Source organism: Actinobacillus equuli (assembly GCF_900636745.1).
Classification (GTDB): domain Bacteria; phylum Pseudomonadota; class Gammaproteobacteria; order Enterobacterales; family Pasteurellaceae; genus Actinobacillus; species Actinobacillus equuli.
Genome location: NZ_LR134310.1, coordinates 2,409,222 through 2,430,635, shown reverse-complemented (window position 1 = coordinate 2,430,635; position 21,414 = coordinate 2,409,222). Strand labels below are relative to the sequence as shown.

Annotated in this window: 20 protein-coding genes; 10 read left to right on the top strand and 10 right to left on the bottom strand. The window is 37.7% G+C overall.

Translation table 11 applies throughout. The features are described from left to right. Nucleotides 1–117: 117 nt before the first annotated feature. Both EL121_RS11395 and EL121_RS11390 read left to right on the top strand, forming a co-directional pair. Nucleotides 118–891, top strand: a complete 774-nt coding sequence (locus EL121_RS11395) for a hypothetical protein (RefSeq protein WP_039196831.1) — start codon at nucleotides 118–120, stop codon at nucleotides 889–891. A gap of 258 nt (nucleotides 892–1,149) precedes the next feature. Then, nucleotides 1,150–1,431, top strand: a complete 282-nt coding sequence (locus EL121_RS11390) for a hypothetical protein (protein ID WP_039196843.1) — start codon at nucleotides 1,150–1,152, stop codon at nucleotides 1,429–1,431. Nucleotides 1,432–1,543: 112 nt separating this feature from the next. On the opposite strand, the gene EL121_RS11385 is transcribed toward EL121_RS11390, so the two are convergent. After that, nucleotides 1,544–1,738 (bottom strand): hypothetical protein, encoded by a 195-nt coding sequence (locus EL121_RS11385; RefSeq protein ID WP_039196847.1) that lies wholly within the window; start codon nucleotides 1,736–1,738, stop codon nucleotides 1,544–1,546. Between the two features lie 137 nt (nucleotides 1,739–1,875). Between EL121_RS11385 and EL121_RS11380 the strand changes: the two genes are divergently transcribed. Next, on the top strand, nucleotides 1,876–3,027 hold the full coding sequence (locus EL121_RS11380) for a phage/plasmid replication domain-containing protein (protein ID WP_039196846.1): 1,152 nt from the start codon (nucleotides 1,876–1,878) through the stop codon (nucleotides 3,025–3,027). 46 nt (nucleotides 3,028–3,073) lie between these two features. Beyond that, complete coding sequence (locus tag EL121_RS11375) at nucleotides 3,074–3,415, top strand: DNA-binding protein (RefSeq protein ID WP_039196841.1); 342 nt, start codon at nucleotides 3,074–3,076, stop codon at nucleotides 3,413–3,415. A 196-nt stretch (nucleotides 3,416–3,611) separates the two neighbouring features. Here the strand turns inward: EL121_RS11375 and EL121_RS11370 are convergent, their stop codons facing one another. Beyond that, nucleotides 3,612–4,688 (bottom strand): porin, encoded by a 1,077-nt coding sequence (locus EL121_RS11370; protein WP_039196830.1) that lies wholly within the window; start codon nucleotides 4,686–4,688, stop codon nucleotides 3,612–3,614. Between the two features lie 478 nt (nucleotides 4,689–5,166). On the opposite strand from EL121_RS11370, the gene priC reads away from it, so the two are divergent. Next, a complete protein-coding gene (gene priC, locus EL121_RS11365; protein WP_039196829.1) occupies nucleotides 5,167–5,688 on the top strand; it encodes a primosomal replication protein PriC in 522 nt (173 codons plus the stop codon). 59 nt (nucleotides 5,689–5,747) lie between these two features. On the opposite strand, the gene galU is transcribed toward priC, so the two are convergent. From galU to EL121_RS11345, 4 genes are all read right to left on the bottom strand, one after another. Beyond that, nucleotides 5,748–6,635, bottom strand: coding sequence for a UTP--glucose-1-phosphate uridylyltransferase GalU (gene galU, locus EL121_RS11360; RefSeq protein WP_039196828.1), 888 nt, complete (start codon nucleotides 6,633–6,635; stop codon nucleotides 5,748–5,750). A 347-nt stretch (nucleotides 6,636–6,982) separates the two neighbouring features. Continuing rightward, entirely contained in the window at nucleotides 6,983–7,177 is a 195-nt protein-coding gene (gene csrA / locus EL121_RS11355) for a carbon storage regulator CsrA (protein WP_039196827.1), read from the bottom strand. Between the two features lie 98 nt (nucleotides 7,178–7,275). After that, complete coding sequence (alaS, locus tag EL121_RS11350) at nucleotides 7,276–9,900, bottom strand: alanine--tRNA ligase (protein ID WP_039196825.1); 2,625 nt, start codon at nucleotides 9,898–9,900, stop codon at nucleotides 7,276–7,278. A gap of 194 nt (nucleotides 9,901–10,094) precedes the next feature. Beyond that, nucleotides 10,095–10,520: a universal stress protein gene (locus EL121_RS11345; RefSeq protein ID WP_081978354.1), complete on the bottom strand. Its 426-nt coding sequence runs from the start codon at nucleotides 10,518–10,520 to the stop codon at nucleotides 10,095–10,097. A gap of 263 nt (nucleotides 10,521–10,783) precedes the next feature. On the opposite strand from EL121_RS11345, the gene EL121_RS11340 reads away from it, so the two are divergent. After that, nucleotides 10,784–11,557 (top strand): FNR family transcription factor, encoded by a 774-nt coding sequence (locus tag EL121_RS11340; RefSeq protein ID WP_039196823.1) that lies wholly within the window; start codon nucleotides 10,784–10,786, stop codon nucleotides 11,555–11,557. A 121-nt stretch (nucleotides 11,558–11,678) separates the two neighbouring features. On the opposite strand, the gene EL121_RS11335 is transcribed toward EL121_RS11340, so the two are convergent. Together EL121_RS11335 and sspA are read right to left on the bottom strand one after the other, a co-directional pair. Then, nucleotides 11,679–12,095, bottom strand: a complete 417-nt coding sequence (locus tag EL121_RS11335; RefSeq protein WP_039196820.1) for a ClpXP protease specificity-enhancing factor — start codon at nucleotides 12,093–12,095, stop codon at nucleotides 11,679–11,681. Further along, nucleotides 12,095–12,739 carry a stringent starvation protein SspA gene (gene sspA, locus EL121_RS11330; protein WP_014991490.1) on the bottom strand — a complete coding sequence of 215 codons (645 nt, stop codon included), beginning with the start codon at nucleotides 12,737–12,739 and terminating at the stop codon, nucleotides 12,095–12,097. Before sspA ends, EL121_RS11335 begins: the two co-directional genes overlap by 1 nt. A 221-nt stretch (nucleotides 12,740–12,960) precedes the next feature. On the opposite strand from sspA, the gene purE reads away from it, so the two are divergent. From purE to EL121_RS11310, 4 genes are all read left to right on the top strand, one after another. Next, complete coding sequence (purE, locus tag EL121_RS11325) at nucleotides 12,961–13,455, top strand: 5-(carboxyamino)imidazole ribonucleotide mutase (protein WP_039196819.1); 495 nt, start codon at nucleotides 12,961–12,963, stop codon at nucleotides 13,453–13,455. 10 nt (nucleotides 13,456–13,465) lie between these two features. After that, nucleotides 13,466–14,431, top strand: a complete 966-nt coding sequence (locus tag EL121_RS11320) for an asparaginase (RefSeq protein ID WP_039196818.1) — start codon at nucleotides 13,466–13,468, stop codon at nucleotides 14,429–14,431. A 112-nt stretch (nucleotides 14,432–14,543) separates the two neighbouring features. Further along, nucleotides 14,544–15,632, top strand: a complete 1,089-nt coding sequence (gene purK, locus EL121_RS11315; RefSeq protein ID WP_039196817.1) for a 5-(carboxyamino)imidazole ribonucleotide synthase — start codon at nucleotides 14,544–14,546, stop codon at nucleotides 15,630–15,632. 131 nt (nucleotides 15,633–15,763) lie between these two features. Then, nucleotides 15,764–16,960, top strand: a complete 1,197-nt coding sequence (locus tag EL121_RS11310; RefSeq protein ID WP_039196816.1) for an amino acid aminotransferase — start codon at nucleotides 15,764–15,766, stop codon at nucleotides 16,958–16,960. A gap of 178 nt (nucleotides 16,961–17,138) precedes the next feature. Here the strand turns inward: EL121_RS11310 and pepP are convergent, their stop codons facing one another. Both pepP and EL121_RS11300 read right to left on the bottom strand, forming a co-directional pair. Further along, nucleotides 17,139–18,437 carry a Xaa-Pro aminopeptidase gene (gene pepP / locus EL121_RS11305; RefSeq protein ID WP_039196815.1) on the bottom strand — a complete coding sequence of 433 codons (1,299 nt, stop codon included), beginning with the start codon at nucleotides 18,435–18,437 and terminating at the stop codon, nucleotides 17,139–17,141. A gap of 382 nt (nucleotides 18,438–18,819) precedes the next feature. Continuing rightward, nucleotides 18,820–21,408, bottom strand: coding sequence for a tetratricopeptide repeat protein (locus EL121_RS11300; RefSeq protein ID WP_129545065.1), 2,589 nt, complete (start codon nucleotides 21,406–21,408; stop codon nucleotides 18,820–18,822). Between the last annotated feature and the right edge of the window lie 6 nt (nucleotides 21,409–21,414).

The window sequence follows — 21,414 nt, the reverse complement described above, 5'->3', positions numbered from 1 at the left end:
ATGACGTATCCACAGAATTTAAACATATATGTTTCTGGAGACAGCCCTTTTTATTTTATAGGAGAATTGACCGAATCTAACCTCTTAAAATCGTGTGTATCAAATGGTTATACATGTATGAAGAATGAGGATGGAACGATTGAGTTATCGAAAAAAGAGTTAAATCCTGCTATTGCACAAGAGCCGGAATTCATTCAAGAACCTTATCAAGAATATTCTGCCGCTTATGAAGTGCCGAAAGAGCTGAGTTATTTCGATGTAAATAATAATCCGGATAATTTCAAAGACTATAGAGTAATTGCCGGCAAAATCGAAAGTGACAGAGAAGGTTTAAAATTTAATACCGCTTTTGTTAAACCGGTTGTTTATATTTATTCACGTACAGAAATAGATAAGAAGGTCTCTTTTTTTGATGAATTACTTAACTCATTAGCTCCATTTTCATTAAATAAGAAGCTTGGGCTAGGCATGAATTTCTTACTCGTGAATAAGAATGTCGCCGACTTTTTTAATTCTCAATCAGATAACTTTACTTATTCCAGAACTTTTATTTCTTGCGTGGAAGGTGATTATTGTGAATCGTTGAGCGAATCAAGATTTGAATTTGATGAAACGATTCGTAGCCCAGTATCGGAATCTACATCAAAGCGCTTTGACGTTGTGGAGCAAGGTTTTAGGGTGAGATTTAGACGTAATGCGGTAGATTTAAGTGTATCATTCTGCGAAGACCGCTTTAACTGTGTTAAGTTTAATCAGACAGCCGAACGTAAAATCAATATGTGCTATGACCTATTCTTCAAAACGGATATTAAAATCAACTCAAAAGTGATCTTTTCTGATTCAAAAATAACAAAAATTAATAACTTAGGCTTTATTATCTGTGAAAAATAGGGGGTGTCGGGGGATTTTACCGTGTAAAATCCCATGACGTAAGCGAACCGCTTGCGGTTCAGCGGAACATGTGCGAAGCATTCGCACTCCCTGCAAAACCAAGACGATAGTAATCTTTACAAAATATTAAAGAGCCTTATTTCGCATAATGTTTATCAGGTTATGTTGAATTCTCGGGCAGTGATAATCTCCCTTACTGCCTGAGAATTTATACATAACCTGTTGTTATGCGATGTAAGGCTTTAAATTAGGTAATTTATGGCTGATATCACCCTTTCTCACATCACTCCTCAACACTTCTTTGAAGCCGTCAAGCTCTTAAAAATGACCGAACATCGTATTTATCTTACCGTCGATTCCCTTGAAGTCCGTTTTCGTTATGATAGGAACGAGCCTCCAGCTACAACTGATAAACGATTTCAGCAGCTAGAACACTTTATGTTGTTTTTGCAAGAGTTGGTTCATTCTGATGTTCCCATTGATTTAGACGAGTTTATACGCACTTATCGCAAGGTTTCCGGCAGAAGGTTTCACCGGTGATAGGTGTTTAAAAAGCAAGCGGAGAAGTTCGGGAGTTCTGTAACACCCGAACTTTGGTATGGTTTTCCATACTTTTATAGTTGAACTTTAGTGCAAGATTTTGCACTTTTTATCATTTCTTATTTTCTTTAGGCTGGTGAATTAGGTCTTGCTTTGCTTCATTTAAGTAGTTATCAAGCAAATGATTTACTATGTCACTCATTTTTGTTAATCGTCCACTTTTATGGCTAATTTCTATTGCTAACATTTCTAATTTATTACGTCTTTGTTCGTTAATTCTAACGGAAGTGTCTTTTCTTGTGCTCATTTTTTATTCTCTTTGATTGATAAAAATTCATCTATCATTATAAGTTTTTTATGTCTTTTGTATGTAAATATGCTTGCATGCGGTATATAAATATATTATATTTTTTATCAATGTATGTTTGCATGCGGTAGATTTTTATGAATTATCACATTGACTGGCTCACAATAGAACAAGATTTTGGATTCGAGATTCCCGAATCTACGCTTGCGTCTATTTTTGATTTCGGTGTGATAGGCATTCATCTTGATACCGGAGAAGTTCAGCAGGGCATAAGAACCGGAAAATATCGTCATAAAGGCAGCTATTGCGATGAGGTTTCTATCAAGGTTTCCGGTTCCGTTATTCGAATGGAAGGGAACCCAAGCCGTTGGAATAAAGTTGAAAATGTATTAGGTTTTACTGATATTGATTCTTGTGTTTCTTGTTTTAACAACATTCTTTTCTCTCTTAAACTTCCATTATTTACTCGTTGTACAGAGATTTTCCACGGACAAGGCAAAGACGGCGAAAAAGTAAGAACTTTTTCAAACGGTGCCATCATCAAGCGTTTAGACATCACCACTAATGTTTCAGTCGGTCGAGGTAATGAACGTACATTTCTCAAGGCTCTTTCTCAAATGCGTTACCGTAACTCAATCGGTCGATTACACACTAATGGCTGCACAGTCGATTGGTTAAGCGCAAAGGGTAATGCCAATCTGATTTACCCATCCTGCTATATCAAACACGAAGAGCTTTTAATACATTCTTTTGACAAGATTAAAAATAAGTTTGGTTTCGATTCAAAGGAGTTCACTTATTACAAAAAGGTCTATGACTATTGCGAGGAGAATGGAGTAGTCCGATTCGAACAAAAATTAAAATCTCGTTATTTACAACGTGAAGGGCTTTGTTATTGGGGTTTGAGTGATTTTTCGGGTTTAGAAGCATTACAGAAAGGTTTTTTAGATATGTATAGAAGATTAAGTGTCAGTGAAGTGAAACTAGAAACGATAGCGGAACAGCTTGTTTCTGAGGGGATAGTCGATACTTTGCGTAAAGCTAATACGACTGCTTATTACGCTATGTTATGGGCTAATGGACAGAACCTTTTTTTGAAAGAAGCCCAATTTAAATTACATCGCGCAAGATTACGTAAAATCGGGATAGATATTGCAAACCCTTGCGATATTGAAAAATTCCAAGCTGTCCGAGTGATTTCTTGCGAACAGATCTTCGTTAAACCATTTAAGGCCCCGGATTTTTATCAGTATCCAAGCAATATGCCGAAGCTACGGTTGATTGCTTAAGTTTTTTGGTAGTTTAAAGTTAAATAGCATTTAAAAGGAGCATTTTATGCGTACAGGTTTTTATATCGTCGGTATTCTCAAAGGATACAAAAATTCATCATTCACTAATCGTGAAACCGGTGAAGTTAAAGATAAGCACAATTTAGGTTTACAGCTTCAAGAGCCTGACGGCTACGGCGGCTACAATACATCAACTCAAGAAGTTAAATTAGATGATCGTTGTGTGAATGACAATCTTAAGCGAACCATTGAACAATTTAAGAATAAATTGGTAATGGTGTTGGTTTATCCACGTGAATGGGCGATGGAAGGTGGTCGTAAAGGGATTACGTACAATTTTGATGAAAACTCAACAATTGAGCTTGTAAGCAACACAGAAAGCAAATAACCCTTATTAATCAATGACTTACAATCATTTTACTTCGCATAATGTAGATTATGTTAAATACAAACTTGTTTGTACTAATTTCTTAATTGGTTTACATCCCCCCATATTTCCGCATATTAAGTATAAAAAAACAAAACCCCAATAGTTTTCACCATTGGGGTTTTAAGCTTATTTTTTAGTAAGCGTTGGTAAGATATTACCAGTAAACACGCATACCTACACCGATAGCTTTATCAGTTGTTTTACCTTGGTACTCGTAACCTTTATTCGCTGCAATATATGCTTTAGTTTGGACTAATTTACCTTCCACAAATACTATAACTTGTTTATGTAATTTATAGTCAACACCTAATAAGAAACCATGTTTCTTAGCTTTCGCTGCATCTTCATCGGCTAATGTTGTTTCAGCGCGTTCATATAAGTAGTTACCATAGATACGTGAAGCTGGGATTACTTGATATTGGAAGCCAGGCGCTACATAGAACGATTTGGTACGCGCTTCATCTGCTTTTTGGTATCCATAACCAAAATCACCTACTAATTTTAGATCGCCTAAAGTATAACCTAATGCGATCTCATAACCATCTTTGTAGTGTTTAAAGTTAGTACCAGTCTCATAATTAGTACGACCGTAACCACCTTCAACATTAAAGGTATTACCACCTAGTTGAGTCTCATATACCGCACCTAAACCAAAACCATTTTTAATTGCTGGTGTTAATGCTGCACCTTTATCATTTGTATTTTGAGCGAAGTTATAGTTTGCACCAATTTGTAATCCTTCGATACCTTTATAATCGTAACGTACTACAGCATTACCCGCTGTATCAATATATGAAGGCACAATACCATACTCGTAATCATCTGTTTGACCGTAGTCATCTGCAATAGTTAATTGGCGACCAAATGTTACTTCACCTAACTCTTTTTTACCTAAACCTGCATATGCACGTTTTGCATAGATATCACCAAATTTGTCACGACCAGAATTGTGACCGTCAAAACGGAATTCAGCACGACCTAATGCGAAGAAACCATCACCTAAATCGTGGTTTACACGCACACCGATACGGCTACCTGCATTACGTAAATTTGATTTGGTTTCACCAAATTTAGCACCATTAGCAGCTTTAACTTTTTCACCTGCTTGTTCCATTACTAAACGGATAGAACCGTCAAGTTGTACTTTAGTACCTTCTGCGTCATATACTGTTACCGCTGAAGCTGATGCCGCGAATGCTGTTACTGCTAATGCAACTAGAGTTTTTTTCATAATGTTCACCTTAATTTTTAATTTTAAGTTTATTTAAAACTACTCTCGATAAGGTGTAAGAGTAATTTTCCAAAACTAACATTTACTATGTGAGATATTCTCCAGTAAATGTGATTGCGAGCGAATAATGGCAAAATCAACATAACCTGTCAATAGGGCCATACTCCAAATACCCCAATATAAAAAAACCTTTTAAAACAATTAGTTACATAAAATATTTACAAATTAAAATGAAATTTGCGTAAAAAAAGATAAAATACTCCAAATTTAATTTTTATCTAACATATTGATATGCAATGATTTTTTAAGATAACTTTGATATTTATTAAACTTACAAAAAAAGTTATTTTTTTTGTGATAAAGTTCACAAATTTAGAAAAATCTTATTCTTTAGTGGAGTTTTTATACAAACGCAAACGGTTACAATCATTAAAAATCAATTTATAATAGCTATAAGTTACATTTGAATTACACCGATATGATTAGATATTTCCCAGCTTTAGTACAAAAACAATTAGATATATTTTTACCTTTTGATGAACATGAAGTGATTATTTCTGAGAATATTTTCTCTACGCAAAAGCAAAAAGTATCCTTTTTTGTTCAAGAAATAATGCAAACAGCAAATGAATTAAACAAACAGAATTCCGAAGATTACGCTAATGCGTATGCCGCTAAACTTTTTCATCAATATGAAGCATTAACGCAAGCTGTCAAAATCTTAAAATTAACGAACGGCAATACTGAAACACTACTTTTTCAGTCATCATTTCAATTTCCCAAAAATATTCATTCGCTTGCACCTACTCGTCGTTTGAATGAATATCGGAAAGCATTAAGAGCATTAAATGAGAAAATTAGTTGGTTGGTTGAAAAACGTTATAACGCTTCGGAAGCAGAAAAAGTTTTGTTCGAAAGACAAATTCAGGAGACGGAATACCGCAAGATGAAGTGCTTAAAAGCAATCGAGGATCTTGAAGAACAAACACAATTTAAATAATTATTTAGGAAGTTTCTTGTACGAAAGGAAAGGCGCTACAAAAGCGCCTTTTTTATAAATTATAATGTTTTGGCTAATTGTTTGATAAAGTCCTTAAACTCATCTCCAAACTTATCATGACGTAAGCTATACTCAGTAAATGCTTGCATATAGCCTAACTTGTCACCACAGTCGAAAGTACGACCTGTCATGTGGAATGCTTCCACAGTTTCTTGCTCAATTAACATATCAATTGCATCCGTTAATTGAATTTCATCACCTACACCTACCGGTGTTTTTTCAAGTAGATCCCAAATGTTTTCAGAAAACACATAACGCCCCACAACCGCTAAGTTAGACGGAGCCTCTTCCACACTTGGCTTTTCAACCATTTTTACAATTTTCGCTGTTGCACCTGCCGGAATATCTACACCTGCACAATCTGCTACACCATAGCTACTAACATCTTCTTTTGGTACCGGTGCAACCATAATTTGACTATGCTTCGTTTCATTAAAACGTTTGATCATTGCTGCAAGGTTTTCTGTTTTTTGATTTGCCGTGAAATCTGCTAAAATTACATCAGGAAGTACAACGGCAAATGGTTCATTACCAACCACCGCTCTACCACATAGTACTGCGTGACCTAAACCTTTTGCTTGTCCTTGACGAACATGCATTAATGTCACGTCTTTTGGTACAATTGAACGTACCTCATCTAATAATTGGCGTTTTACACGCTTTTCTAACATTGTTTCAAGCTCAAAAGAAGTGTCAAAATGGTTTTCAATAGCATTTTTTGAAGAATGTGTTACTAATACAATTTCTTTAATGCCTGCAGCTACACATTCATTAACAATATATTGAATTAATGGCTTATCCGCAATCGTTAACATTTCCTTTGGAATCGCCTTAGTTGCTGGAAGCATACGAGTACCTAGACCCGCTACAGGAATAATCACTTTCATTATATAATCCTTATAAATAGATGCCGTTGCATCAACAGATAATACGCTTTATGCGTATTGATAAAAAACCGCTTACAATGCTATGTAAGCGGCTTAATTCTGTCTAAATTTTACCAATTATTGACGAAGTAACGCAAGAAGTTCATCTTTTTTTCTTGCATTAATGTTTTTCCCTCATGTATTAAAACGCTTATTGTCGTAACTTAGACTATCTAACTAACACAGTCACGCTATCGGAATGGTTCTATCTACTTATATAACACGTAAATAGACAATAATGATTTAATTCTGTTTGTGCCAATAATATTCAGAGCTTGAATCTTTTCGTCTACTAACCGGAGAAATATTTATTCCTGCTTCTCATCAATAGTATCATCTGCCAATGCTTTAATTTTATGATAAATCTCCTCACGGTGAACTGAGATTTCTTTTGGTGCATTTACACCTAATTTGACTTGATTACCTCGAACACTGAGTACAGTTATCTCAACATTGTCCCCTATTAGTAAACTTTCCCCAATTTTACGAGTTAGTATAAGCATAGTTAATCTCCTGGGTTAAAGTTCTATTACACACTTATAACTCATATAGAACTTTTACGACAAGACCTTATCCTTAAGGTCTTGCCTTTTTTGAATTATTAAAGTTTAGCTTGAATCCATTCTTGCGCAAGTTTGAGTGCTGAATCAAGCTGTTGTGGTTCTGAACCACCAGCCATAGCCATATCAGCACGACCACCGCCTTTTCCACCTACCTGTTGTGCCATCACACTCACAAGTTCACCAGCATTAACTTTGCTTGATAGATCTTTCGTAACACCAACAATTAAGTTTACTTTATCATCTGCTACGCTACCAAAAACTACAATGGCATTTTCAAATTGGTTTTTCAGGTCATCAACCATCGTACGTAACGATTTAGTTTCTACACCTTCAAGTTTCTGAATAATGACATTTACCCCGTTAATTTGGTCTGCTTGTTTTGCTAATTCAGAACCAGCTTGAGCAGCAAATTTATCTTTAAGCTGTTGGAGCTCTTTTTCTGTTCGCTTAGCCTTATCTTGAAGCTGCTGAATTTTTTCAACTAATGAGTTACTATCAGCTTTTAATAATTCTGCACTTTGCTGAATTATTCTTTGCTGATTATGCAACCAATTCATTGCTTTTTCGCCTGTTACGGCCTCTACACGCCTTACACCTGCAGCAACAGCACCTTCCGAAACTAGTTTAAATAAACCAATCTCACCCGTATATTGGACGTGAGTACCACCACAAAGTTCAATTGAGAACTCTGTCATACCGACTACTCGGACAACATCACCATATTTCTCACCGAATAACGCCATCGCACCTTTTTGTTTCGCAGACTCAATATTCATCGTTTCGATAACAACCTGAATATTTTCACGAATCTTACGGTTCACGATACGCTCAATCTCTTCTAGCTGTGCTTTTGTGATTGCTTCCGGTTGCGAGAAGTCAAAACGCAATGCTTCTTCAGAAACCAACGAGCCTTTCTGTGCCACATGATCACCTAATACTTCACGTAATGCTGAATGTAATAAGTGTGTTGCACTGTGGTTTGCTGTAATTGCCTTACGACGATTTACTTCTACATAAGCCGTTACTTTATCTCCAATTGATAGGCTACCCGATGTTAATTGACCGATATGTCCAAACACTTGACCATATTTTTGAGTATCACTTACAGTAAATTCGCAAATTTCAGTAGAAATTAAACCGCTATCGCCTACTTGTCCGCCCATTTCTGCATAGAATGGGGTTTGATCAAGAATAATAACCGCAGACTCACCTGATTGGATTGTGTCAACCGCTTTACCATTACTGAATAAACCAACAACTGTCGCTTGAGCTTCTAAATTATCGTAACCGATAAAATCTGTTTGTCCATCCACTTTGATCACGTTGTTATAGTCGGTACCAAAGTTACTGCTTGCTTTAGCACGCTCACGCTGTGCACTCATTTCTGCTTCAAAGCCTGCTTCATCAATCGTAATATTACGTTCACGACACACGTCAGCGGTTAAATCTAGCGGGAAGCCGTAAGTATCATAAAGTTTAAATGCAACTTCACCTGAAAGCGTATTATTTTCTACTTTAGTTAGTGCATCTTCTAATAATGCTAAACCGCGCTCAAGCGTACGGGCAAACTGCTCTTCTTCCGCTTTTAATGTTTTCTGAATATGTGCTTGTTTTTGAGTTAAAATCTCACCTGCATGTCCCATTACGGTTGCAAGTGTAGGTACTAATTTGTAGAAGAACGCTTCTTTTGCACCTAACAAGTTACCATGACGTACCGCACGACGAATAATACGGCGTAACACATAACCACGTCCTTCATTTGACGGAATAACACCATCCGCAATTAAGTATGAACAAGCACGAATATGGTCTGCTACTACACGTAAAGATTTATTGTCTAAGTCGGTTACATTCAATAAACCTGCAACTTCTTTAATCAATGTTTGGAATATATCCGTTTCATAGTTTGAGTTTACGTGCTGCATTACTGCTGTCATACGCTCTAAACCCATACCCGTATCTACAGACGGTTTCGGTAACTTTTCCATTGTACCGTCTGCTTGACGGTTAAATTGCATGAATACGATGTTCCATACTTCGATATAACGGTCACCATCTTCTTCCGGCGTTCCCGGTAAACCACCCCAGAAAGTATCGCCGTGATCATAAAAGATTTCAGTACAAGGACCGCACGGGCCAGTATCCCCCATTGCCCAGAAATTGTCCGAAGCATACGGTGCACCTTTATTATCGCCGATACGAATAATATGATCAGTCGGTACACCTACGATTTTGTTCCAAATATCATAAGCTTCATCATCCGTCTCATAAACTGTTACATATAATTTTTCTTTCGGAAGACCAAGCCATTGCGGAGAAGTTAAATATTCCCAGCCGAATTGAATAGCATCTTGTTTAAAATAATCACCAAAACTGAAGTTCCCCATCATTTCAAAGAAAGTATGATGGCGTGCCGTGTAACCTACATTTTCTAAGTCATTATGTTTACCGCCGGCACGGACACAACGTTGTGCGGTAGTCGCTCGGGTATAAGGTCGTTTTTCTAAGCCGAGAAAAACATCTTTAAATTGGTTCATCCCTGCATTCGTAAATAATAAAGTAGGGTCATTCTCTGGTACCAAAGAACTGCTTGGTACAACGGTATGTCCCTTACTATGGAAGAAATCCAAGAAGGATTGTCTAATTTCTGAAGTTGTTTTCATTTAAATAGTACTCTAAAAATGTATAACAAATAATAATGTTAGTTGTAAGCCCTACTATTCTACACGTTTTTCTTTTCTTTGCTAATTGGCAAGTAAAAAACTTTTTAATTTATTTTTAAAACAATACATCAAAAAGACCGCTTGAAAACCAAGATGTTTCCAAGCGGTCAATTCTAAAACCGTCTTATAAAGACTTATTCATCAGCTAGCGGCACGACGAGCATATCAACACTAACATTATTCATCACTTGACGAGTTGAAGACATAAATTTACTCCAGAAATCTTGGTGGTGTCCGGTAATTAATAAGTCAATTTGATGTTTTTCAACTGCTTCTTCCAATACTTGGCTGAAATCCCCCGTGCCATTTAGGCATTCTGATACTGGATATGAGATTTTAGTGGAGAGCTCATTGAGTGCTTTTGTAGTTTCTTGCACGACACTATCTTGTACAGAAGACATATTAATGTCGATTAAACCTGTATAGAGATCTGAAAAATTGACATCTACGTGGATTAGTGAAAGCTTAGCTCCACATTTTTCAGCAAGATTTGCACCTTTACGGAGTAAAATGAGACTCTCTTCAGAAAGATCAACTGCGACTAAAATATGTTTGTACATAATAGACTCCTTATTTACCTGTCTAAATCTTATCTTTGATTCAAATACTAGCATACTCTTTCCAATTAAAGTTTGAACTAGATCTCATTTTTGAAAAAATGTTTCAAATAATGGAGTCAGTTTTCTTCAAAATGAAAATAAAAGCAGTATTGAAAATAACTTTTTGATTTAAATTAATTCAGTTGCATCTTTATTCTAACGATAATTAGTGATAATATTTGCGCCAAATCAAACTTTTGCCTACTTTACATACGGTAAGTCCTATGAAAATCGTTTCTGACGTAAAAAATACGAATCGTACAGCTTGTACCATTCATTGCCAAAATTGTAGTATTAGTCAGCTTTGTTTACCATTCACGTTGAATGAACATGAATTAACTCAGCTGGATAATATCATTGAACGTAAAAAACCTGTTCAAAAATCGCAGATTATTTTCCAATCAGGTGATGAACTTCGTTCTATTTATGCTATTCGTTCAGGCACAATTAAAAGCTATACAATTAGCGAAAGTGGTGAAGAGCAAATTACTGCTTTTCATTTACCCGGTGATTTAGTGGGTTTTGATGCGATTACTAATATGAAGCACGTTGGCTTCGCACAAGCGCTTGAAACGTCAATGATTTGCGAAATTCCATTTGATATTCTTGATGACCTTGCAGGTAAAATGCCTAAAATCCGTCATCAAATTATGCGTTTAATGAGTAATGAAATTAAAAGTGATCAAGAAATGATTCTTTTACTTTCAAAAATGAGTGCAGAAGAGAAATTAGCCGCATTTTTGCATAATCTGTCTCAACGCTACTCTGCTCGTGGTTTCTCTGCTCGTGAATTCCGTTTAACGATGACACGTGGAGATATCGGCAACTATTTAGGTTTAACCATTGAAACTATCAGCCGTTTATTAGGTCGTTTCCAAAAGAGTGGTATGATTACTGTACAAGGTAAATACATTACAATTAATCGTATGGATGAACTTACTGATATGGCAGGCGTAACTCGTTCACAGTCACCTGTTATTGCGCAAACAACAGCGTAACAAGATCCAAAACATAAAAAAAGCCACCTTATTGATCTGACCCCAAAAGATAAGCGGTTAAATTTCTCTCAAAAATTGCAAAACTTTGATGAAATTTAACCGCTTACAAATCAATGAAAAATTATTTGACGAGTTTTAAATGTGATGCCTTTTTCTTCACTGCTTTAGATTTAGTTGTTTCTTCATGTGAAAGCGCATTGCGTTCATGATAGGCTTGTTCACTATAATAAGGCTCATCTTGGAACATGACTCCATCCCCCGTTTCTTGTGCATAAATTGCTTCTAATGCACCAAGTGGAATATATACGTCTCGTAACATGCCTTGGAAACGCGCATTAAAACGAATCGCTTCATCGGTTACGACATATTGCCCGATAGAACGAGGTGCAATATTTAAGATAATCTTACCATCACGAATAAATTCTGTTGGCACATCCACATCCGGATAATCCGTATTGACTAGCAAGTAAGGCGTATTGTCATTATCGATAATCCAGCTGTAATAAGCATGATAAAGATAAGGGCGTAAAGGTTTCATTAGTCTTTTTCGTCCATTAAATGTTTAGGCGCAGCCCCACCAATTGATTGTACAAAACTTTCACGTTGAAAAACTCGAGTCATATATGCCTTGATAGCTTTGCTACCAGCACCAGTAAACTCAACACCTAAGTTGTGCATTTTCCATAGCAATGGTGCAACATAACAATCCACTAAACTAAACTCTTCATTCATGAAATAAGGCGTTGCTGCAAATACCGGACCTAAAGCTAACATTTCATCACGTAATTGAAGTAAGGCTTTTTTCGCCTCTTTTGACTCAGGGTCTTTATTCACGATATCAATCAGCGAGTACCAATCTTGCTCAATACGGTGCATGGTTAAGCGACATTTACCACGCAACACCGGATATACAGGCATTAACGGCGGATGAGGAAAACGCTCATCAAGATATTCCATAATGATGCGCGAATTAAATAACACTAAGTCACGATCAACTAATGTGGGTACGTTACCGTAAGGATTTACTTCCATTAAATCTTCAGAAATTGTATCAGGGCTAATATTCTCAATTTCGTAAGGAACGCCTTTTTCCGCTAATACGATTCGTACTTGATGACTATACACATCATTTTTATCTGAAAAAAGGGTCATTACTGAACGTTTATTCGCACTACTCGTCATATATATTCTATCTCCGGTTCTGATTGCAACTACATGAATTTGAAAAAATGGTCGCATATAGTAACACATTTCATCACCTATTTAATAGCTTTAAATTGTGCTTTGTGGATAATTCTTTACATTGCTCAGATTGTTTTCAGTTAACATAATTTAGCAAGCAATCGTTTGCCTATCGTGCTATACTTGAAATATTTCCTCCATTCACTTCTAAAGGAACAACTATGTCACAAAAACCTGAAATTGCGATTGTTATGGGTTCAAAAAGCGACTGGGCAACGATGTCCGAAGCAACACAAATCTTAGATCAATTTAACCTTGCTTATCATGTTGAAGTGGTTTCGGCGCATCGTACGCCGGATAAACTTTTCTCGTTTGCGGAATGTGCCGAACAAAACGGCTATAAAGTGATTATCGCAGGTGCAGGCGGAGCGGCACATTTACCGGGTATGATTGCGGCAAAAACGATTGTACCTGTGCTAGGCGTGCCGGTAAAAAGTTCGATGCTAAGCGGCGTAGATAGTTTATACTCTATCGTTCAAATGCCGAAAGGCATTCCGGTTGGTACACTTGCGATTGGCCCTGCAGGTGCAGCGAATGCCGGTTTATTAGCTGCACAAATTTTAGCGGCTTTTAATCCTGAATTAGCGAAAAAATTACACGCATTCCGCAATGAACAAACGCAATCTGTCTTAGATAATCCAGATCCACGTAATTAATCTATTTTTCATGACAAAGAAACTTTTAATCCTACATACAGGCGGTACTATTTCAATGAGTGAAGGCGAAGACGGTAAGGTTTCGCCTTCTGAGAAAAATCCACTACTTGCCGCGTTAGAACGTTTAAACCACCCTGCTCAGCTCAGTCAAGAATCTGTACTGAATGTGCCTTCACCGCATATTACTTTACAGCATTGGTTGTTATTGAAAACACGTATTGAAAAAGCGGTCAATGAAGAAAACTATGATGGTATTGTGATTACCCACGGTACGGATACGTTAGAAGAAACCGCCTATTTTCTTGATTTAGCCCTTGATGTAAACGTGCCGGTTGCAATTACCGGTGCCATGCGTTCAAGCAACGAATTAGGCTCGGACGGTTTAATTAACTTACAAAGTGCAATTTTGGTTGCACTTTGTCCGGAAAGCCAAGGCAAAGGCGTATTAGTAGTTATGAATGATGAAATTCATAACGCTAAATTTGTGACTAAAACGCATACGACCAACGTAGCGACATTCCAAACGCCAACATTCGGTCCTTGCGGATTAATTGCTAAAAATCGCGTGTTATATTTCCAACAATTAATCGAATATGAACGCTTCCCAGCTCAAACAATTACCCGTACTAACGTGCAGCTCGTTAAAAGTTACGCCGGAATGGATAGTTTCTTATTAGAACAATTAGCTCACCACGGTTGTGACGGTGTCGTGATTGAAGCGCTCGGCGCAGGTAATTTGCCGCCAAGCTGTTTAGCCGGTTTAGATGCGTTATTACGTGCTGATATTCCTGTTGTGTTAGTTTCACGTGCGTTTAACGGTGTCACTCAAGATGTGTATGACTATTTAGGCGGCGGTAAACAGCTTAAACAACAAAACGTCATTTTTACCACCGGTTTAAGTGGACAAAAAGCTCGTATCAAATTATTGGTGTTATTAAACCAAGATTTGCGCAAGCCGCTCTCCGAATATTTTTAAACAATCCAATAAATACCAAATAAGTTCGAGATTTGCTTGCCAAACAAGCGGTCAATTTGCCGAAAAAATAGCAAATCAGCCCTCGAACTTGCTGCAAACGGAATCATAAAAAATGCAAAAAAGTGCTATTTATCCTCCAATTTATGTGCTTGGCAACGGTCAGCTCGGCAGAATGTTACGCTATGCCGGCGCACCACTTGATATTGAAGTAAAACCGCTTGCTTTTGATGCACCGGTTTTTGAGATTGAGCCAAACAGTATCATTACCGCAGAAATCGAGCGTTGGACAGAAACGCCGCTCACCCAATTACTCGGTAATCATAAAAATTTTGTCAATTTAAACGTATTCGGCACAACCGCAGATCGTTTCACCCAAAAATCCTTATTAGATAAACTCCAACTTTCTACTTCACCATGGCAATTATTGGAATCTGCCGAACAATGGCAAAGCGTATTCAGCAATGTCGGTGAAAAAGTGGTGGTAAAACGTCGTACTGGCGGCTATGACGGCAGAGGTCAATGGATTGTGACACAAGACAGCATTGACCAAATCACGCCGGATCTATTCGGTGAAGTGATTGCAGAAAAATTTATTCCGTTTGATGGAGAAATTTCAATTGTCGGTGCTCGTTTCCGTGACGGCTCTACCCGTTTCTATCCGATTAGTCATAACTTGCAGCAAAACGGTATCTTACGTTACTCCGTTTGTGATGTGAATTTACCAAATCAGCAAACTTACCAAGTTCAAGCGGAACAAATGCTTGGCACGATTATGCAAGACTTAGACTATATCGGCGTAATGGCAATGGAATGTTTTGTGGTGGGCGATACGTTATTAATTAATGAACTCGCTCCTCGTGTACATAACAGCGGACACTGGACGCAATTAGGTTGCTCAATCAGCCAGTTTGAATTGCATTTACGCGCATTGCTTGACTTGCCGACACCGCAACTCAAACAAATTGCACCTAGTGTGATGGTGAATCTGATTGGTATCGAACACAATAACGCGTGGCTGGAAGTACCGTTCTCACAATTACATTGGTATGGTAAAGAAGTGCGTGCCGGTCGTAAAGTCGGACATATTAATTTATGTCATCCGGAACAAACTCAGTTAATTCAATTACTCGAGCAGCTTCGTCCGCATTTAACCGACGATTTCCATTCGGGGTTAGATTGGGCAATTAATAAACTCAAATAAGTGCAAGCGGTCTGTTTTCTTCCAAAATTTGCAAAAAATTTAGGAAAACAGACCGCTTTTCTATTGCTAAAATAGCTAATGGATTGTATAAGTATTTCTAATTTCAAACACAACTTTTTAGAGGACGACACATGTCAATGTTCAACCATATTCAGGCTGCTCCGGCAGATCCAATCTTAGGTTTAGGTGAAGCGTTTAAAGCGGAACAACGTGCAGGGAAAATCAATCTCGGTATCGGTGTTTATATGAATGCGGAAGGTAAAACGCCTATCGTAAAAGCGGTTAAAAAAGCCGAAGCGTTATTGTTAGAACAAGAAACGAATAAAAACTACCTTACGATTGACGGTGTACAAGCATTTAACGCTTATACACAAGAGCTTTTATTCGGTAAAGGGACGGAAATTATCGCATCAGGTCGTGCAAAAACCGCACAAAGTTTAGGTGGTACGGGCGCGTTACGTATTGCAGCGGAATTTATCAAACGCCAAACGTCAGCAAAAAACATCTGGATTTCAAACCCGACTTGGCCAAACCACAATGCAATTGCAGAAGCGGTCGGTTTAAATGTGAAAGGCTATCGCTATTACAATAAAGATACGCACGGTTTAGATTGGGATAACTTACTCGCCGATTTAAGCCAAGCGGAAGCCGGCGATGTAGTGTTATTACACGGTTGCTGCCATAACCCGACCGGTATCGACCCAACCCCTGAACAATGGGACGCATTAGCGAAACTCTCTGCGGAAAAAGGCTGGTTACCATTGTTTGACTTTGCTTACCAAGGCTTTGGTAACGGTTTAGACCAAGACGCATACGGCTTACGTGCGTTTGTGAAAAACCACAAAGAGTTATTAATCGCAAGTTCATATTCGAAAAACTTCGGTTTATATAGCGAGCGTGTTGGAGCATTTACCTTAGTGGCAGAAAATGCCGAAGTAGCTAATAAAGCATTCACGCAAATTAAATCGATTATTCGTGTGCTTTACTCTAACCCGGCATCACACGGTGCAAATGCGGTTGCTCGTGTATTAGGTGATGAAGCGTTACGTGCGGAATGGGTCGCGGAATTAGATGAAATGCGTGATCGCATTAAAGATATGCGTAACCGTATGGTGCAATTATTAAAAGAGAAAGGTGCAAAACAAGATTTCGACTTTATCGCACAACAAAACGGTATGTTCTCATTTAGTGGTTTAACACCGGAACAAGTGGATCGCTTACGTGAAGAGTTCGCAATCTATGTGGTACGTTCTGGTCGTATCAATGTTGCAGGTATCACCGACCAAAACATTGATGCCCTTTGCGAAGCGATTGTAAAAGTGCTTTAATCACTATTTTGTAAAACCACGGACTACACTGAATACACGGAAAATTTATTCTGTGAACGCTATATAGTTCGTGGTTATTTTTATGTATAGCTTTTAGGTAATAAAAAACCACAGTTCTCACGTCATACGAAAAATTTCTGTGTATTCCGTGCGTTCTGTGGTTATTTACTTTTCCTATCTACTGAACATTCATAATTGCTTCAATATCAGCAATTTCTTTTGGGCAGCCGCTAGTGAGATTTTTATTGCCATATTCGGTAATCAATAAGTTATCCTCAATACGTACACCAATGCCTTTGTATTGCTCTGGTACGTCCGCATCACTTGAAATATATAACCCCGGCTCAAGCGTTAGCACCATACCGATTTCAAGTGGGCGATCTCGCTCCGTGCCATAATTACCGACATCGTGAACGTCTAGCCCCAACCAATGCCCTAAGCCGTGCATATAAAATTGGCGATAGGCTTTCTCGGCGATTAACCGCTCCACTTCGCCCTTCAAAATCCCTAAGCGGACTAAACCTTCGGTTAGCACTTGTACTGCCTTTTCATTAGCAATTTTGATCGAACTTTGCGGAATAAGCCATTTAGCTGCTTCTTTCATTGCGTCTAGCACCAGTTGATAAATTTCTCGCTGAGGTTCGGAGAACTTACCGTTAATCGGGAAGGTACGGGTAATATCGCCGGCATAGTGAGCAAATTCCGCCCCGGCATCAATCAGCAATAAATCACCGTCTTTTAGTACCTGATCATTTTCATTGTAGTGCAAAATACAGGCATTTTCACCGCTTGCTACAATCGAATTATAAGCCGGGAATCTTGCCCCAAAACGAGTAAATTCGTGCTGAATTTCGCCCTCAATTTCTAATTCATAACGATTTGGGCGGGTTTGCTTCATCGCACGAATATGTGCCAAACCCGAAATATGGCACGCTTGCTGAATTAAAGCGATCTCCGCTGTCGATTTAATCAAACGCATTTCCGACAACATCGGCTGCCAGTCAATCACGTCAGCAAACTGCTCCGCTACTACATCTGTCACTATGCTATCGCCCCATTCCTGTAAGCCTTTCGCATAGTAACAAGCGGTCAAATTCTGCGTTTTTTCTGCAAAAACACGAGCAATATCCTCAATATCAAATGCCAAATCCACGCTCAAGGTCTCAGGGGCTTTTTCAATCCCCAAACGACGACCATTCCACGTTTCCATTAGCGGATCTTTTTTACGCACAAAAATCACACTCTCATTTTTGCCGTCTTTTTTAATCAGCAACAACGCCGATTTCGGCTCGGCAAAACCGGTTAAATACCAGAAATAACTATCTGGACGGAACAAATAATCGCAATCACTATTACGGCGTTTCTCGGTTTCAGTAAACACCACCAACGCAGAATTATCCTGCATTTGCTCAAACACACGATTTCTACGCTCAACAAATTCTTCTCTCGGTAATTCGGCTAGGTAGGCAAGATCCATACTATTCTCCTCTTCAAATGTGTATTTATTCTAACACAAGCAAGCGGTCTGATTTCTCGCAAATTTTACAAAGAAACCGCATAAAAAAAGAAAAAGCCAGTTTAATTTAAGACAACATCATAAATTAAACTGACTTTTGGGATATTTCCCCTCTCTCCCACAGGGGGCGAGAGTGTAATGTGCTACAACATTTTCTAACACAATCCTCCTAAATCTAAATCATATACAAGCGGTCAAATTCGCCCAACTTTTTACAGGTTGCAAAGTTTTCAATAAATTTAACCGCTTGTTAAACAACTCTCTCCCCTTGCGGGAGAGAGACAGATTTGAGCAAAGTAACGACTTTGCAAAAATCAGAGAGAGGATGTGGATTCTATAAAGATCAATCCTTATTCCTAAACGGATTTGAAGAGCTTTTTACTTTATTTTCGCCTAATAAAATTCTAAAGCTTTCTTTATATATATTTGCGCCTTGAGATAAATATACTCTATGAATATTTTCCTTAACAGGAACCGCATACTCTACATAAGTCTGGTTATATTCCGTATCTAAAATAATTTTCGGATTATCCAACGGAGAGATATATACCATTCTACATTCTTGCTCTTCTTTAAAAGCAACGTGTTTAACTAAATATCTTAATGGTAAAATAATCTCACTTATTACTTCCAATAGTTCATTTCTATTTAGCTTGTTAGCTTTTTTAGATAATACTATGTCTATGCAAGATTTAATTTCTTTTAATAGATTCGTTACTTCTTTATTACTTTCAGATAGTTGTTTATTATATCTTTTTAAATCTTGTTGGTTTGTTGCTTTTTCTCTATAAAAAGTAATATCTTCTCGTCTTGCTAAACTGATATAAGCACTTTCAGGATCAATATAAATACAACGATACAGTGGAAGTTTATCAACTAATCGCTTCTCTTTTTCAATATCCTCTTGAAGATCGTTTGTCTCTTTATTCAATTTTGAACCATAATCCAGTGCAATGGACTTATCTAAACTTTGTTCAAAGAACTTAGAGCCATCAAAAACAGTGCTTACACCCGTTACTTCTTTGTTATTCTCTTTACCATATAACCTAAATTGATTAAGGCTATCATGATTAAAAGTAAAGCAACTAATAAACGTAATATAAGCATCTTCTTTTATCTGATTAAATCCTAGGTATTGAAATAAAATTTTTCCTTCTGTTGGATCATTAACTCCATTAATTGAACTTAATCTAAATCTAGAATATATACCTTTCTGCCCATCTTTACTAAATTCATTTGGTAACAATTTAAATAAAGTACTTGGTCTAGTATAATGCGCTATATGCACCTCACTAGGATTATTTATACGTAACAAACTCAAAATATCATCTATACAGCGATGTATATTAAACAAAGATGTCCTAATTTCTTTCTTACCTATATTCAGTATCTTAAGGTACACCTGAGCTTTCGTATATAATTCAACGCTATCACTTAATCTTATATTATTAAAAGCATCTTTTGCTTTATTACGCTTATTCTGGAGTAAAATATACCCAAGTACAAACTGTGCTTTCGTATACACTTCCGCACTATCTTTACGAGTTATATTACTAAAAGCTACTATCGCTTTATTAGTCTTCCCTTGCTTATTGAGAACAATACCAAGATTCAGCTGTGCCATAGCATATTGTTCCACACTATCTTCACGATTCACATTGCGATACGCTTTGATTTCTTCATCAACTTTTCCTTGCTCACCGAGAGTAATACCAAGATATAATTGTGCTATTGCATACGCCTCTGTACTGTCCTTACGAGTTACATTTCGATACGCTTTGATTTCTTCATCAACTTTTCCTTGCTCACCGAGAGTAATACCAAGATATAATTGTGCTCTCGCATACGACTTTGCATTATCCTCACGAGTTACATTACGATATGCTTCGATTGCTTCATCAACCTTCCCTTGCTTTCCTAAAGTAATACCAAGACATAATTGTGCTCTTGCATACGACTCTGCACTGTCCTTACGAGTTACATTGCGATATGCCTCTATTTCTTCATCAACCTTCCCTTGCTTTCCTAAAGTAATACCAAGATTTATTTGTGCTCTCGCATACGCCTCTGCACTGTCCTTACGAGTTACATTGCGATATGCTTCGATTGCTTCATCAACCTTCCCTTGCTTTCCTAAAGTAATACCAAGATATAGTTGTGCTCTCGCATACGACTCTGCACTGTCCTTACGAGTTACATTGCGATATGCTTCGATTGCTTCATCAACCTTCCCTTGCTTTCCTAAAGTAATACCAAGATATAGTTGTGCTCTCGCATACGACTCTGCACTGTCCTTACGAGTTACATTGCGATATGCCTCTATTTCTTCATCAACTTCTCCTTGCTCACCGAGAGTAATACCAAGATTCAGCTGTGCTCTTGCATACAACTCTGCACTATCCTCACGAGTTACATTGCGATATGCTTCGATTTCTTCATCAACTTTCCCTTGCTTACCGAGAGTAATACCAAGATTCAGCTGTGCTCTTGCATACAACTCTGCACTATCCTCACGAGTTACATTGCGATATGCTTCGATTTCTTCATCAACTTTCCCTTGCTTACCGAGAGTAATACCAAGATTCAGCTGTGCTCTTGCATACAACTCTGCACTATCCTCACGAGTTACATTGCGATATGCTTCGATTGCTTCATCAACTTTCCCTTGCTTACCGAGAGTAATACCAAGATTCAGCTGTGCTCTTGCATACGCCTCTGCACCATCCTCACGAATTACATTGCTAAAAGCAATTATTGCTTCATCAAACTTCCCCTGCTTTCCTAATGTAATGCCTAGAAGAAACTGTGCTTTTGCATACTGTTCCGCACCGTCTTCTCTCGAAATTGTAGAAAGAATCGCTACAACCTTATCCAAATCACCTTTATCAAAGAAACGCTTAGCTTCTTCAAATTTCTGTTTAATATCATCCATAGTTAT

Bases quoted from the DNA above. Each gene is read 5' to 3' on its own strand.
- EL121_RS11395 (WP_039196831.1), top strand. From the start codon at position 118: ATGAAGAATGAGGATGGAACGATTGAGTTATCGAAAAAAGAGTTAAAT.
- EL121_RS11390 (WP_039196843.1), top strand. From the start codon at position 1,150: ATGGCTGATATCACCCTTTCTCACATCACTCCTCAACACTTCTTTGAA.
- EL121_RS11385 (WP_039196847.1), bottom strand. From the start codon at position 1,738: ATGAGCACAAGAAAAGACACTTCCGTTAGAATTAACGAACAAAGACGT.
- EL121_RS11380 (WP_039196846.1), top strand. From the start codon at position 1,876: ATGAATTATCACATTGACTGGCTCACAATAGAACAAGATTTTGGATTC.
- EL121_RS11375 (WP_039196841.1), top strand. From the start codon at position 3,074: ATGCGTACAGGTTTTTATATCGTCGGTATTCTCAAAGGATACAAAAAT.
- EL121_RS11370 (WP_039196830.1), bottom strand. From the start codon at position 4,688: ATGAAAAAAACTCTAGTTGCATTAGCAGTAACAGCATTCGCGGCATCA.
- priC (WP_039196829.1), top strand. From the start codon at position 5,167: ATGATTAGATATTTCCCAGCTTTAGTACAAAAACAATTAGATATATTT.
- galU (WP_039196828.1), bottom strand. From the start codon at position 6,635: ATGAAAGTGATTATTCCTGTAGCGGGTCTAGGTACTCGTATGCTTCCA.
- csrA (WP_039196827.1), bottom strand. From the start codon at position 7,177: ATGCTTATACTAACTCGTAAAATTGGGGAAAGTTTACTAATAGGGGAC.
- alaS (WP_039196825.1), bottom strand. From the start codon at position 9,900: ATGAAAACAACTTCAGAAATTAGACAATCCTTCTTGGATTTCTTCCAT.
- EL121_RS11345 (WP_081978354.1), bottom strand. From the start codon at position 10,520: ATGTACAAACATATTTTAGTCGCAGTTGATCTTTCTGAAGAGAGTCTC.
- EL121_RS11340 (WP_039196823.1), top strand. From the start codon at position 10,784: ATGAAAATCGTTTCTGACGTAAAAAATACGAATCGTACAGCTTGTACC.
- EL121_RS11335 (WP_039196820.1), bottom strand. From the start codon at position 12,095: ATGAAACCTTTACGCCCTTATCTTTATCATGCTTATTACAGCTGGATT.
- sspA (WP_014991490.1), bottom strand. From the start codon at position 12,739: ATGACGAGTAGTGCGAATAAACGTTCAGTAATGACCCTTTTTTCAGAT.
- purE (WP_039196819.1), top strand. From the start codon at position 12,961: ATGTCACAAAAACCTGAAATTGCGATTGTTATGGGTTCAAAAAGCGAC.
- EL121_RS11320 (WP_039196818.1), top strand. From the start codon at position 13,466: ATGACAAAGAAACTTTTAATCCTACATACAGGCGGTACTATTTCAATG.
- purK (WP_039196817.1), top strand. From the start codon at position 14,544: ATGCAAAAAAGTGCTATTTATCCTCCAATTTATGTGCTTGGCAACGGT.
- EL121_RS11310 (WP_039196816.1), top strand. From the start codon at position 15,764: ATGTCAATGTTCAACCATATTCAGGCTGCTCCGGCAGATCCAATCTTA.
- pepP (WP_039196815.1), bottom strand. From the start codon at position 18,437: ATGGATCTTGCCTACCTAGCCGAATTACCGAGAGAAGAATTTGTTGAG.
- EL121_RS11300 (WP_129545065.1), bottom strand. From the start codon at position 21,408: ATGGATGATATTAAACAGAAATTTGAAGAAGCTAAGCGTTTCTTTGAT.